General features: G+C 70.8%; 15 protein-coding genes. 4 read left to right on the forward strand and 11 right to left on the reverse strand.

Annotation, left to right across the window (positions count from 1 at the left end):
- Window positions 1-90 precede the first annotated feature (90 nt).
- The 4 genes from ACFVS6_RS06175 to ACFVS6_RS06190 form a co-directional block, all read right to left on the reverse strand.
- A complete protein-coding gene (locus ACFVS6_RS06175) occupies window positions 91-483 on the reverse strand; it encodes a carbonic anhydrase (RefSeq protein ID WP_389701092.1) in 393 nt (130 codons plus the stop codon).
- 506 nt (window positions 484-989) lie between these two features.
- On the reverse strand, window positions 990-2,165 hold the full coding sequence (locus tag ACFVS6_RS06180; RefSeq protein ID WP_389701094.1) for a PP2C family protein-serine/threonine phosphatase: 1,176 nt from the start codon (window positions 2,163-2,165) through the stop codon (window positions 990-992).
- Window positions 2,166-2,277: 112 nt separating this feature from the next.
- A complete protein-coding gene (locus ACFVS6_RS06185) occupies window positions 2,278-2,787 on the reverse strand; it encodes an SRPBCC family protein (RefSeq protein ID WP_389701096.1) in 510 nt (169 codons plus the stop codon).
- Window positions 2,784-3,173, reverse strand: a complete 390-nt coding sequence (locus ACFVS6_RS06190; RefSeq protein ID WP_389701098.1) for an ArsR/SmtB family transcription factor — start codon at window positions 3,171-3,173, stop codon at window positions 2,784-2,786. Before ACFVS6_RS06190 ends, ACFVS6_RS06185 begins: the two co-directional genes overlap by 4 nt.
- A 29-nt stretch (window positions 3,174-3,202) precedes the next feature.
- On the opposite strand from ACFVS6_RS06190, the gene ACFVS6_RS06195 reads away from it, so the two are divergent.
- Window positions 3,203-3,979 carry a hypothetical protein gene (locus ACFVS6_RS06195; RefSeq protein ID WP_389701100.1) on the forward strand — a complete coding sequence of 259 codons (777 nt, stop codon included), beginning with the start codon at window positions 3,203-3,205 and terminating at the stop codon, window positions 3,977-3,979.
- 192 nt (window positions 3,980-4,171) lie between these two features.
- Here ACFVS6_RS06195 and ACFVS6_RS06200 read toward each other — a convergent pair whose 3' ends face one another.
- The 4 genes from ACFVS6_RS06200 to ACFVS6_RS06215 are packed head-to-tail and all read right to left on the reverse strand — an operon-like array spanning window position 4,172 to window position 7,810.
- Window positions 4,172-4,675, reverse strand: coding sequence for a MarR family winged helix-turn-helix transcriptional regulator (locus tag ACFVS6_RS06200; RefSeq protein ID WP_389701101.1), 504 nt, complete (start codon window positions 4,673-4,675; stop codon window positions 4,172-4,174).
- A 41-nt stretch (window positions 4,676-4,716) separates the two neighbouring features.
- Entirely contained in the window at window positions 4,717-5,148 is a 432-nt protein-coding gene (locus ACFVS6_RS06205; RefSeq protein WP_389701103.1) for an STAS domain-containing protein, read from the reverse strand.
- Window positions 5,145-6,227 (reverse strand): B12-binding domain-containing protein, encoded by a 1,083-nt coding sequence (locus ACFVS6_RS06210; protein WP_389701105.1) that lies wholly within the window; start codon window positions 6,225-6,227, stop codon window positions 5,145-5,147. Before ACFVS6_RS06210 ends, ACFVS6_RS06205 begins: the two co-directional genes overlap by 4 nt.
- Window positions 6,224-7,810, reverse strand: coding sequence for a PP2C family protein-serine/threonine phosphatase (locus tag ACFVS6_RS06215; RefSeq protein WP_389701107.1), 1,587 nt, complete (start codon window positions 7,808-7,810; stop codon window positions 6,224-6,226). Before ACFVS6_RS06215 ends, ACFVS6_RS06210 begins: the two co-directional genes overlap by 4 nt.
- 485 nt (window positions 7,811-8,295) lie before the next feature.
- Here ACFVS6_RS06215 and ACFVS6_RS06220 point away from each other — a divergent pair, with 485 nt between their 5' ends.
- The 3 genes from ACFVS6_RS06220 to ACFVS6_RS06230 all read left to right on the forward strand — a co-directional run bounded on the left by ACFVS6_RS06220 (window position 8,296) and on the right by ACFVS6_RS06230 (window position 9,745).
- Window positions 8,296-8,778 carry an ATP-binding protein gene (locus ACFVS6_RS06220; protein WP_389701108.1) on the forward strand — a complete coding sequence of 161 codons (483 nt, stop codon included), beginning with the start codon at window positions 8,296-8,298 and terminating at the stop codon, window positions 8,776-8,778.
- Window positions 8,779-8,796: 18 nt separating this feature from the next.
- On the forward strand, window positions 8,797-9,303 hold the full coding sequence (locus ACFVS6_RS06225) for an STAS domain-containing protein (protein WP_389701110.1): 507 nt from the start codon (window positions 8,797-8,799) through the stop codon (window positions 9,301-9,303).
- Window positions 9,304-9,481: 178 nt separating this feature from the next.
- Window positions 9,482-9,745 (forward strand): hypothetical protein, encoded by a 264-nt coding sequence (locus tag ACFVS6_RS06230; RefSeq protein ID WP_389701112.1) that lies wholly within the window; start codon window positions 9,482-9,484, stop codon window positions 9,743-9,745.
- A gap of 69 nt (window positions 9,746-9,814) precedes the next feature.
- Here the strand turns inward: ACFVS6_RS06230 and ACFVS6_RS06235 are convergent, their stop codons facing one another.
- The 3 genes from ACFVS6_RS06235 to ACFVS6_RS06245 form a co-directional block, all read right to left on the reverse strand.
- A complete protein-coding gene (locus tag ACFVS6_RS06235; RefSeq protein WP_389701114.1) occupies window positions 9,815-10,237 on the reverse strand; it encodes an ATP-binding protein in 423 nt (140 codons plus the stop codon).
- Window positions 10,238-10,307: 70 nt separating this feature from the next.
- Window positions 10,308-10,508: a hypothetical protein gene (locus ACFVS6_RS06240; RefSeq protein WP_389701116.1), complete on the reverse strand. Its 201-nt coding sequence runs from the start codon at window positions 10,506-10,508 to the stop codon at window positions 10,308-10,310.
- A gap of 187 nt (window positions 10,509-10,695) precedes the next feature.
- On the reverse strand, window positions 10,696-10,869 hold the full coding sequence (locus tag ACFVS6_RS06245) for a CsbD family protein (protein WP_389701118.1): 174 nt from the start codon (window positions 10,867-10,869) through the stop codon (window positions 10,696-10,698).
- Window positions 10,870-11,117: the final 248 nt, after the last annotated feature.

An 11,117-nucleotide genomic window follows, 5' to 3' on the forward strand; every position in this document is an offset into this window, starting at 1 on the left:
GAAGATGCGAGCGGGTGACCGACTCGCGTCGCGAAGCTCCTGGGTCGGCCCGATGGCGGTCCTGCGACCCGCCGTCGGGCACGGCCCCGGTCACAGGGCCCCGATGGCACGGCGGCGGCCGGAGGCGCCGGAGCACGGCGCGGACGTGCGCGTGTCGTACCCGAAACCGCCGTGCGAGTGCCCCCGGACGGCGATGGATCGGAAGCCGGGCACGCGCACCGCGTACTCGATGGTCGCGGTTCCGCCCCGTGGCCGGTCGTCGGCCGGATGCGGCGGGACGACGCTGCCTGCCGTACGGAGTGCGAAGAGCGCGCCGGGCCGCGCGCCGGTGACGGGGGAGGGGGCGACGCGGGAGTCGGAACAGGTGATGGACGGGGCCTGGGGTGACCGCCCCGCCTCGAAGGGGCGGAAGCCGTCCGCGTGTCGAGGGTCGGCGACTTGGCTCTGCGCGAAGGGGCGTCCGTGGTCGATGAGTGACTTCATGATGGCCTGCCTCCTGCGCCCGTCACGGCGTGCAGCCGCGGGCGCGGTGTGGTCGGGTCGGCGGAGGGATGCCTGGGCACGCGGTGACGGTCCGGTCCGCCCGGCATCGTGGATCCTGACGGAACGTCACTACCACTTTGCCGGCGCATTACCCCGACTTGGTAGATCGCTTTCTTGCCAAAGTGATGGCACACAAGCCATTCACCTGCGAAGGGGCGCTCGAATGTTCGCTTTGCACCCCGGATCGCACGCCCCCTTTCGGCCCGGAGCCGCCCCACGCACTTTGCCTTCGTGAGGCACCGCACCGGGAACCCTGGCGGCGTCCCGGAGGCGGCGCCGTCCGCCCGATGGCCGGTCATTCCGGCCCCCGGGGAGCCGACCTGTGCGGCGGGGTGGGGTGATGCCACCGCTCCGTTCTCGGGTCTGCCGCCTGCCGCCTGCCGCCTACCGTTTCCGGATCAGCCGCTGCTCGCTCGTTCCGTACGGCTCGGTGCCGGATGCGCTTCTCAGCGGTGAGCGATGAGGACGGCCGCGGTGTCGTCGTCGAGCCCGTGCCTGCTGAACCGGTGCAGATCGCCCGACAACAGCGCGGGAATCCTCTCGTCCGGTTCCGTCGCCCACGCGGCAAGCCGCTCGTCGAGCGGATAGAACGCACCGCTGTCGTCCCGCGTTTCGCTGACACCGTCGGTATACAGCAGCAGCCGGTCACCGGCCTCGAAGCGCACTTCCTCCACCACGTGCTCCTCGTCCACCGCGACGGGAAGGTTGACGGGCAGCGACGGCTCGCGGAAGGAAACGTACTCCGTGCGCCCGTCGTGCCGGCGCACCGGCGGCGGATGACCACAGCTGAGCAGACGCACCACGGGCAGGTCGTCGGGGATCTCGGCCAGCAGGACGGTGGCGAACCGGTCCGCCATGGTCGTGTCCCCCCGGGAGGAGTAACGCTCCATGCTGGTCTGCAGGCGGCGGGCGACCCCCGGCAGGTCCGGCTCGGAGTAGGCCGATTCCCGGAACGACGCCAGAAGCACCGCCGCCGTCTCCACCGCACCCAGCCCCTTGCCCTGCACATCGCCGATCATCACGCGCACCTTGCCCGGCACGTGCAGCGCCTTGTAGAAGTCGCCCCCGACATGAGCGCCGGCCACGGACGTCTCGTACAGCAGGTAGAGATCCAGACGCCCGAGACGGTTGGGCAGCGGATGCTGCATGGCCCGCTGCGTCACCTCGGCCACCTCCCGCATCCGTCGCGCCTCCAGTTCGTACCGCTGGCGTTCGGTGCTCGTCCAGGCGGCCACGGCGCTGAACACCATCATCAGCACCAGCCCGGCCAGGCCCGCCGGGAGGAATGGTTCCCCGCGAGCCGCGTCCAGACCCGTGTTGACCAGCGCACCGACCACCCCGAAGGCCATGGTGGCGACAGCTCCCCACGCCACGGCGGCCAGACCCGGCACGATGAACAGGAAGGCGTCGTAACGCTCCTGCGTCGGTGTGCACAGATCGGTCACCGCGGACGCGGCGATGACCAGCAGGGGCAGAGCGCGCACGAGACGATAGCGGGTACTCGTCGAGCGGGATGTGGGCATAGTGGTCATCTTCACCGCGGTCGACGTTTGCGGCAGGCTGCGACCCGGTGTGACCGTAGGGCCGGATCGGACACGGTCCACCCCGACGTCCCGCTTCATTCGTCACGAGAACCGCCTCCCCACACGCTGAACGAGCAATGCCGGAGGTCGTGAACGATGCCGGCAGGCGGACCGACAGGAATCCTCCCCTGCTGCCCGGCGTCTCGTCGGCTCAGCTGAACATGTCGAGGTAGTGCTGTGCGTGGACCGGGTGGTAGTCGCCGAAGTCGACGGACGCCGGGTCACCGCCGGTCTCGGCGGCGACGAGCCGGTCGAGGTAGTAGTCCCAGCCGGGGCCGACTCCGCCCGCCATCGCCGGGTCGTCGCCGACGGACTGGGTGAAGGTGAGGGTGGTGGCGCCCTCGTGCTCGACGAGCGTGAGGGTGATGTGCCAGACGAAGTCCTGGCCGGGCACCTGCGACGTGAGGACGAGACGGTGGGGAGCCTGGCACTCCTGGATGGTGAAGAGCTCGGCCTGGTGTTCGTCCCCCTCGTAGAGCATCCGGAAGTCGACCGAACCGGTCGTCGGGTCGCCGGTCCACTCCCCGATCCATCGGGCCAGGCGGTCCGACTCGGTGACCGCCGCCCAGACGTCCTTGATGCCTGCCCGGAAGGTGCGGTCGAAAGCGATGCTGTCCAGGCCGTCGACGGTCACGCGACGCCCGGTGGGGGTGCTGGTCATGCGGATTCCTCCTGAGGTCTTCCGGCGCCGGGAGCGGCGCCGGGAGCGGCGTCGGTAGCGGCCCGGCGGTCGTGGACGGTCCTGCGGACCTCCAGGTCGAGGGCGTCGAAGGCGCTCTCGGGGATCGGGGGGCGCAGTCCGGCGAGCTCGTCGAGCAGGGCACGGACCGGGGCGAGGCCCGCGCGGGCGAGCGCGTAGTGGCGTTCGCGACCGTGGTCCTCGACGGTGGCCAGCCCCGCCTCGGTGAGCAGTCGCAGATGCTTGCTCACCGCGGGCCGGCTGATCGGATGTCGTGCCGCGAGGTCGACCACCCGGGCCGGGCCGGACGCGAGGGCGAGCAGCAGGTCACGGCGTATGGGGTCGGCCAGGGCGATGAACGGGTCCACTCCTCATTGGTAACCCATGGGTTACCAATATGCAAGTCTTCGCCCCGGTGCTGTTCTACGATCACGGTGCGGCGATCATGCGGGACGCCGTACGAGGAGTGGACGGACTGGGGGACGGAATGGCGATCGACAGGCCTGGTCGGCCGGAGGACCTGCCGGCGGCCGAAGTGCTGTGGGCGCGCTGGGCCCTGCTCGCCGTGCTGGAGACCACGGCGGCGGCGGAAACCCGGACCCGTCGCGTAGGCACGTGGATCGACGGCGAGGGTCTGCACCTCGACGACTGCGGCTGCACCTGGTGGACGCTCCAGCAGATGGGAGAGGGGCGCTACCTGTTGTACGGCGAGGACGAGTCCAGCGCCGTGAAGTGGCACGACCCCCCGATCGACATGCTGGCGCAGGGGCCGGACTGGCTGCCGTACGAGCGCCTGCGGGAGCTGTTGGCGGGCTGGGAGCTGGGCTGCGTGTACTGGTACGAGAACGGTGCCTGGGCCCGCGCGCCCTACCCGGACGAGCTGGACGACGACGGCCTCGACTGCGGAATGAGCCGGTTCGCGGTGCGCGAGGAAGCGCTCCAGGAACTGATCGCCTCTGAACGCGGGCTGCCCCGGGGGCGGGCCGACGCCCTGCTGGCGGCGGCCGAGGCGCGCAGCCTCACGGCCTCCGAGCTCCGCGAGGTGCTGGACGCGGCCGCCGCCGCGCAGGAGTACGTGCCGGCGGACCGGGAAGCGCTGCTGCGATCCGTGGAGCTCGCAGCCCTGACGGCCCCCGCTTCCGTCACTCCGGCCCCGTCGAACCACCCCGGCTGACGCACGGCGGTCCATCCCGTCGGCCCCCGTGACAGGGGGCTGCCGGTTGCCGGCGGCGAAGGGGTGCCCGGGTGTTTTCTCCCGGCTGCTGCTGGTGGGGAGTTGCGCGCACCGGGCCGGACCCACGTCGGGGCCATGGCGGTCGCCGGGTCCGATCATCGATGGCCGCTGGACCCCGATCGGGGCAGGCCGTCAGGACGCCGGTCGGTCGGCGCGTCGTTCCTGCCGGGGGAAGGCGGCGGTCGCGGTGATGCCGTGTTGCAGGGCGGTGAGTCCGGTGGCGAGTGCGTGTCGGCTGTCTGCGGTCATCGTGTCGAGGGCTCGGGCGAGGGTCTGCTCGCGCTTTTCCCGTATTTGGGCGAGGTGCTTGTCCCCGGCGGGTGTCAGGCGGAGGGTGAGTTCGCGTCCGTCGCCGGGGCAGGGATGGCGGCGTAGGAATCCGGCGGCTTCCAGGCGGTCGCACAGCCGTGTCACGGAGGGGCCGGCGGCGCCGAGGAGCTGGGCCAGGGCGCGCATCCGGATGCCGGGGTCGCGGCCCACGAGGAACATCAGGCGTAGCTGCGTCGTGGAGACCGGTGACGGTTCGGCGGCTTGGCGGGCATTCTCGTAGACGATGTCGAGGAGGTCGGCGATCGTTCCGAGGGAGCGAGCCACGTCGGGGCTGATGCCGGCGGGCTCTTGGGCCGGGTCGGGCATCTGGGGTTCCCTCCGGGTGGCGGGCCGCCTGCCGGTGTCGGTCAGGTGGTGGTGTCCGTACCGCCGGAGCGGGACGGTATCGCTTTCTCCGAGGCGGCGGACCGTCTCTCCACCGTCGAGGAGGTTGGTCGCTCGCTCGCGCTTCGGTCGGTGAGGTGGTCCAGCGTACCGGTGACCTTCAACATTCTGTCCAGGATCGGCGGGCGGTTGCCGAGATGGAGGGTCACGCCCGCGGCGTCGGTATGCCGACGGATCATCAGCAGCACCGACAGACCGTGTGAGTCGATCGCTGTGATTCCGTCGCACTCCAGGTGCAGATCGAGTCGCCTGCCCGGTTCGGCGAGGACGACGGTCACGAGGTTCAGGAGGGTGTCGGCATCCTGGTGGTCGAGTTCGCCCTGGAGTTCGATGCGGACGGCGTCGTCCGTGTCCTGGCGCGTCAGGTGGAGCGGGCGACCGGTCGGGGGATTCATTCGGTGGCTCCGCTCGCGGTGAGAGGGGTGGTGGTCAGGTGTTCGGTGGCTGAACGCAGGATATGGGTGGCGCGGGGGAAGTCCTTGAGTTCCCGGCCGAGGACGTCCAGCGCGGGTGGCAGGCTCCGTGCGGGGACGCCGCGCGCTTCGAGGATCTGGGCGGTCCAGAGCAGGAAGCGGGAGAAGAGGGCCTCGTCGCCGGTGTAGAGGGCGGTGCCGAGGAACTCCACGATGTGGCCGATGTCTTCGGCGGTGCGTTCCCGCTGGTCCTCGTCGTAGCCGCGCATCGCCGGATAGGCGTCCTCCAGGCCGGTGAAGACGCTGCGCACGAGCTGGGGGCGGCTTCGGGTGACGAGGGTGTACTCCTGGTCCACCAGGTGGGGCAGGTCGTCGATGGGCTGGTGGTCGGGTTGGGGGCGCGGAAGCGGACGGCGCTCCAGGCGGTCGGCGGCCGAGCGCGCGTCGGGCGCCCAGGCGTCGGCGCCGAGCAGGCGGGCGTACTCGCCGTCGGGTCCGAAAGCTGCTCCACCGACCAGAACCGGCGTCCCGGCGGCCTGGCATGCGGTGATCGTCGCGTGTGCGGTCGGCAGTCGGGTGGGGATCGAACCCGACAGGGCCACGACGTCGGGCCCGGTGCGGTGAATGTGCGCGACGAGGTGCCGTGTCGGTACGTGGGCGCCCAGGTGGTCGACGTGCCAGCCCCGCAGCTTCAGCACCTCGGCCACGAGCCGGGCCGGCAGCCCGTGCCACTCCCCGTCCACGCACGCGACCAGGACCCGCCCGCGCCACGGCCGGGCGCGGGCGGCGGGGTGTGCGGCGACGACGGCGACGGCACGTTCGTTGATCGCGGTCGCGGCGTGCTCCTGCGCGACGGTGATCCGGTTGGCGGCCCACTCCAGACCCACCCTGCCCTGAACCCGGGCGATCACGTCCAGGAGCACCGACTCGGGATCCGTTCCCTCGTCCAGGGTCTGACGCACCACTGCGGCCGACGCCCGCTCGTCACCCTCCAGGACGGCCTGCCACAGACGCTCCGTCGGGTCGCCGGGCGCCGCGGGACTCGGCACCTCCCCACTCACGCGGTGAACCTGCCCCTCGTGTGCCCATCGACCGCACTGAGGTGGTTGGTACGCGGCGCGGAGATCACCACCACCGCCATGTCGTCGTGGCTGCCGCTGCCCAGCCATTGGGAGGCGAGCATCTGCACCCGCTCCACGACGGCCTCCGCCGGCATGCCCCCGCACTCCGTGAGTACCCGTCGCAGCCGGGCGTCGCCGAACATCGCCTCGCCCATCGGACCGCCGCGAGCCTCGGTGATCCCGTCCGTGTACAGGACGCAGGCATCACCGGGCTCCAGCGTCGCGCGCACCGTGATCGCCGATACCTGGTCGAGCGCGCCGACCAGCGTGCCCTGGGTCGCCGCCTCCTCGACGCGGCCGTCGGCACGCACGATCAGGGGGGCCGGATGTCCGGCGCTGGTCAGCCGCAGCTCCACCCGGCTGCCCCGTCGAACCGCGGAGGCGAGCACGAGGGTGGCGAAGCGGGCGTTGTGGGTGGTGAGCAGGGCGGTGTTCAGCAGGCCGAGCATTCGCTGGTGGTCGTCGGCCATGGGCAGCAGGGCGTGCAGGGTGTTGCGGATCTTGCCCGTCATCACCGCGGCTTCCAGCCCCTTGCCGCACACGTCCCCGAGCACGATCAGGGAGGGCTCGCCCTCCACGGCGGCGGGGTGCACGTCGTAGAAGTCGCCGCCGATCCGCTCGTGGTCCTTCGACGGCCGGTAGCCGCCCGCGTACTCCACCCCCGAGACCTGGTGCAGTGACGGCGGGAGCAGTTCCCGCATGAGGGTCTCGGTGAGCGACGCCTGCTCCGCGTACAGGCGTGCCGCCGACATCGCGGCGCCGGCCCTGGCGGCGAACAGGCGGGCGAAGATCTCCTCGCCCTCGGTGAATCCGGTGGCGCCCGTACGCCGCAGGAGGACCAGGGCTCCCGCCGGGACGCCGTGTCCGGGCAGGGGGGTGATCACGATTGATCCCACCGTTCCGAAGCCCTCGGGGATCAGCCAGGCCGGGGCGGTCGCGGGATCGATCCATCGGGAGGGCACGGGCGGAAACCCCTGAAGGGCTTCGGCCAGTCCCGGCACGTCCTCGGGACGGGCGGTGACACGTGAGGTCGTCGGTTTCCCGCCGCGCAGGCAGGAGACGACCGGCAGTTCGCGGCCGCGGGAGGGGGAGATCACCAGGGCGGCGTCGGCGAGGTGTTCGGCGGCCATCTGCGCGGTGACGTCCATGCACCGCTCCAGGTTCAGTGAGGAAAGCAGCAGGTTCGAGGCCTGCCCCAGGAAGGAGGTACGTTCCCTCTCCATCCGCAGGGCATCTCGGGCCAGGCGGTGATCGGTGTCGTCGACGAGCCACCACGCCACGGTGTTGTCGTGGCGGAGCGTCGGATGGGCCTCGAAGATCCGCTCGCCGACGGGACCTTCGACCAGCGGTCGCGGGCTCGGCGCGGACGGTTGTGCGGCAGGCGCAGGAAGACGAAGACGTGCGTGTGCCGTGGACAGCCATGTGGGTACCGCACGGTCCATCGCGGTGCCGGCACGGGCGTTGGGGAACAGGAGGCGGGCAACCTCGTTGGTGAACAGCAGGGTTCCCCGGTCGTCGGCCACAAGCACCGGGTAGGGGGCTTCACTCCACGGAGCGCGCGCGGGAGCGGCGGCCTCCTGGGTGGGATTCACCAAATGTTGAGGGCCCGCTGAGCGAACCCCTCACCTCAATTATCTAGAAGAAGACTCCTTGCCTGGCGGCAACCATCCCCCATCCGTGGGCTTCCTGGCAACCGGCCCTTCGCTCCGCCACCCCCGTCGCTGCCCCTTTGGTCCGTGTAACGGTGGGTGAAGGATTCACCCGAAAGGGGCTTCGCGAACCGTTCGACGTGCGGCGAACCCATGAGGCGGCGGGGAAGTCCGTCGTTCCGGGTGGCTGCCCGCACATCGCGATCACCAGGTCGTTCGAGACCGCCCGCCCGTGCGGGGATCTCGTTCGATCGGAGGAACAGCTTCCAGGGGCATGACATCCTGAGTGCACATGGCGGCCGTCCCCGAACCGGCGTACGGCGGCATGATCTTCCTCATCCAGGGCAGGCGGTGACAGCATGAACCCGCCCGAGGGGGCCGACGAGATTTTCGGCTCCGAGCACGGAGAGGACGGTCAGCGACCTGCCGTCATCACCTCGGCGATCGCGCGCCGTACGGTCGGCGAGCTTCTCGAGCGGGCGGGGATCAGGCTCGACGGTGTTCTCGCCGCGGACGCGCTCCTGGTCACCTCGGAACTCGTGACCAACGCCATCCGCCACGGTGGCGGCCTCACCCACTTCCATACCGCCGTGCTCGACGACGTCCTGCACCTGGAGGTCGGTGACGCCAACCCGCTTCCCCCCACCGTCCGATCCACAGGTCGCGGACGTCCGGGCGGCTACGGATGGCCCCTCGTCCAAACCCTCACCGACCACATCGACGTGACCCCTCTGCCGACCGGGGGCAAGACGATCACCATTCGGCAGCGACTGGCGGTGAGCCGGTGGACGATGCGCATCCCTCAATCCCAACTCCCCTACGGTGTTCGGGCCGAGCAATGAAAAGCAAGATGGGTCCGCATGACTGATGCACAAGTCGAGATCGTCATCGCAACCAAGATCTCCGAGTACCTTGCTGCGATTCGCCCGGACGAACCGGACCCCGAACATCTCGCAAGGATGATCATTCGGGCGCTGGAGCAGGTGGGAGTGACCCTCGGCAGCGTCCGGAACCAGTTCTCCGACGAGGCGCCCGGGGAGCAGCAGGTGCTGGTGCTGCCCGATCGGCACGACGGCGTCCGCGTCATCGTCTGCGCCGGCGAATTCGACCAACGGACCCTGGGCCCCCTCAGCACCGTGGGCGCCGGGGCCCTCGCCGAGTCGGCCGTCAGCCGGATCGTGCTGGACGTCAGCCGCGTCACCTTCGCCGACTCCTCCATGCTCAACGAGATGTTCCGCCTGCGGCGCGGCAGCAGCCTGGTACTCGTCGGACCCCTGCCGGCCACCCTGGACCGGGTCCTGGAACTCACCCAGGCCCGGGAGCTGTTCCGGATCGCCGATGACATCGAGGCAGCCCGCACCTTGTGAATCGGCCGCAGCCAACCGGCCCCAAGTCTCTTCGCGGCGCCAGGACCGCAGGTGGCCGGGCTGCGGGGCGCGCGGCCGCTTCGTCCACCGCTCAGGACACCACCGTCGACGCGCGAACGGTGAGCGGGTTCACCCGCTCAACGGGTGAGCCGGGGCGGAGAGGGGGCAGACGGGAGTGATGACCACGACGGATGGGCGGGTGTACTGCGGCGACGACGGCCACTGGGCCGGTCCGTCGCCCGGATGCGTCTACGTGGCTCTCCTGGGCGGTCCCCTGGATGGCCAACTCTTCGACGTATCGGGCTGGTCCCGGCAGCAACGCGTGGTGGGCGCGCTCCTGATCACCGACCGGGGCTTCTTCGGGCCCGGAGGGCGGGCACTCTACAAACCGTCCACGGCCGACCCCGAAGGCCCGTTCCTCTGGGACAGCGACACCCCCTGACCACGCCGAGCGCAACTCCGCCGGCCGAGGCCTCCTGCCACCGCCCGACCGTCAGGGGGCCTTCGCGGATCAGGTCAGGCGCAGGAACGTGGCGATGGTCTTGCCGTGAGGGTGCCTCTCGACGCGGGTGCTCTCGGAGAGGTTGTGGACGAGCGGCCACCCGTAGCCTCCCGGGCGTTCGACGCTGCCTGTTCGAGGCACGGGAGGCTGAGGGTCGGCGTCGCCGACGGACAGGTGGAGCACGCCGTCGACGATCTCGGTGTGGAAGGTGGTGAGGCCGCCGCCGTGGCGGATCGCGTTGGTGACGAGTTCCGATGTGACCAGAAGTACGTCCGCGGCGGTGATGCTGTCGAGATCGATGCCCGCGGTGCGCAGCAGATCGGTGACGTGGGACCGGGCGGCCGCGGCGCTGGTCGGAACAGGATCGACGCGGGGGTGCCCGTCCTGGGGGGAGGGTCCGTCCGCGTCGGAGGCGACCGGTGGCGTGTTCATGCCCTCATCGCCTGTTCGCGATCGTGTGCGGCATGCCGTCGCCGCCTTGTCCGACGAGGGGGTGTGGTGGTCAACATGGCAGTGCGGTCTCCAGGCTCTGCGTCATGCGGAACGCCGATCGGGTGCCGGTGACCTCGAACAGGCGGTCCACCGCGACGTGCAGTGGGCCGGCGACGACCAACTCGTCTTCCGCCACGCCGTGGGACCGGCGGGTGTCGAGCAGGGCGTGCAGGACGGAGGAGTCCGCGAAGAGCGTTCCGGAGAGGTACACGACCGTCCGTCGGACGGTCGCCCGCGCGAACCGGGGCCGCGGGTGTGAAGGCGGCTTCGCGTCGACGCCGTGCCTGCGGCGTTGCTCTCCGCCCGGCTGCGGGCGCCCCGAATGTGGCCGGGCCCCGACCTGGGGGAGTAGGTCGGGGCCCGGTGGAGCGCGACGGCCCGGGACCGTGCGCGGGTGATCAGCGGCGGAAGGTGTCCTTGACGTCTTCCTTGGCCTGACGGGCGTGCCCCTTGGCCTGGTCGGCGCGGCCCTCGGCGGTCATCCGCTCATTGCCGGCCATGCGCCCCATGGCTTCCTTGGCCTTGCCCTTGGCCTGCTCGACAGTGGCCTTGGCCTTCTCCGTGCCCGACATCGGGACCTCCTCGTGTAGTACCGGATTGGTCGTGACGCTCTAGTGCTCCGGATCGTCGCCCGCAAACCCCCGGGTGTCGGCCGATCTCGCGGAGCAGGCGCTGCGACTGTCCCGGTGGTGCGCGGGAGGGCCGTCCCGTCCCGGGCCCGGGTACGCGGAATGCCGGTGGCCTGGCCCCCCGTCACGATCGGGGGGCCAGGCCCCCCGCCATCAGCTTGTTGCTGCGTTGTGGGGTCGCGGCTACCACC

The sequence above is a fragment of the Streptomyces sp. NPDC057939 genome, assembly GCF_042887545.1.
GTDB lineage: Bacteria > Actinomycetota > Actinomycetes > Streptomycetales > Streptomycetaceae > Streptomyces.

Coding starts and splice junctions, on each gene's coding strand:
- ACFVS6_RS06175 (WP_389701092.1), bottom strand. CDS start 483: ATGAAGTCACTCATCGACCACGGACGCCCCTTCGCGCAGAGCCAAGTC.
- ACFVS6_RS06180 (WP_389701094.1), bottom strand. CDS start 2,165: ATGAAGCGGGACGTCGGGGTGGACCGTGTCCGATCCGGCCCTACGGTC.
- ACFVS6_RS06185 (WP_389701096.1), bottom strand. CDS start 2,787: ATGACCAGCACCCCCACCGGGCGTCGCGTGACCGTCGACGGCCTGGAC.
- ACFVS6_RS06195 (WP_389701100.1), top strand. CDS start 3,203: ATGCAAGTCTTCGCCCCGGTGCTGTTCTACGATCACGGTGCGGCGATC.
- ACFVS6_RS06200 (WP_389701101.1), bottom strand. CDS start 4,675: ATGCCCGACCCGGCCCAAGAGCCCGCCGGCATCAGCCCCGACGTGGCT.
- ACFVS6_RS06205 (WP_389701103.1), bottom strand. CDS start 5,148: ATGAATCCCCCGACCGGTCGCCCGCTCCACCTGACGCGCCAGGACACG.
- ACFVS6_RS06220 (WP_389701108.1), top strand. CDS start 8,296: ATGAACCCGCCCGAGGGGGCCGACGAGATTTTCGGCTCCGAGCACGGA.
- ACFVS6_RS06225 (WP_389701110.1), top strand. CDS start 8,797: ATGACTGATGCACAAGTCGAGATCGTCATCGCAACCAAGATCTCCGAG.
- ACFVS6_RS06230 (WP_389701112.1), top strand. CDS start 9,482: ATGACCACGACGGATGGGCGGGTGTACTGCGGCGACGACGGCCACTGG.
- ACFVS6_RS06235 (WP_389701114.1), bottom strand. CDS start 10,237: ATGAACACGCCACCGGTCGCCTCCGACGCGGACGGACCCTCCCCCCAG.
- ACFVS6_RS06245 (WP_389701118.1), bottom strand. CDS start 10,869: ATGTCGGGCACGGAGAAGGCCAAGGCCACTGTCGAGCAGGCCAAGGGC.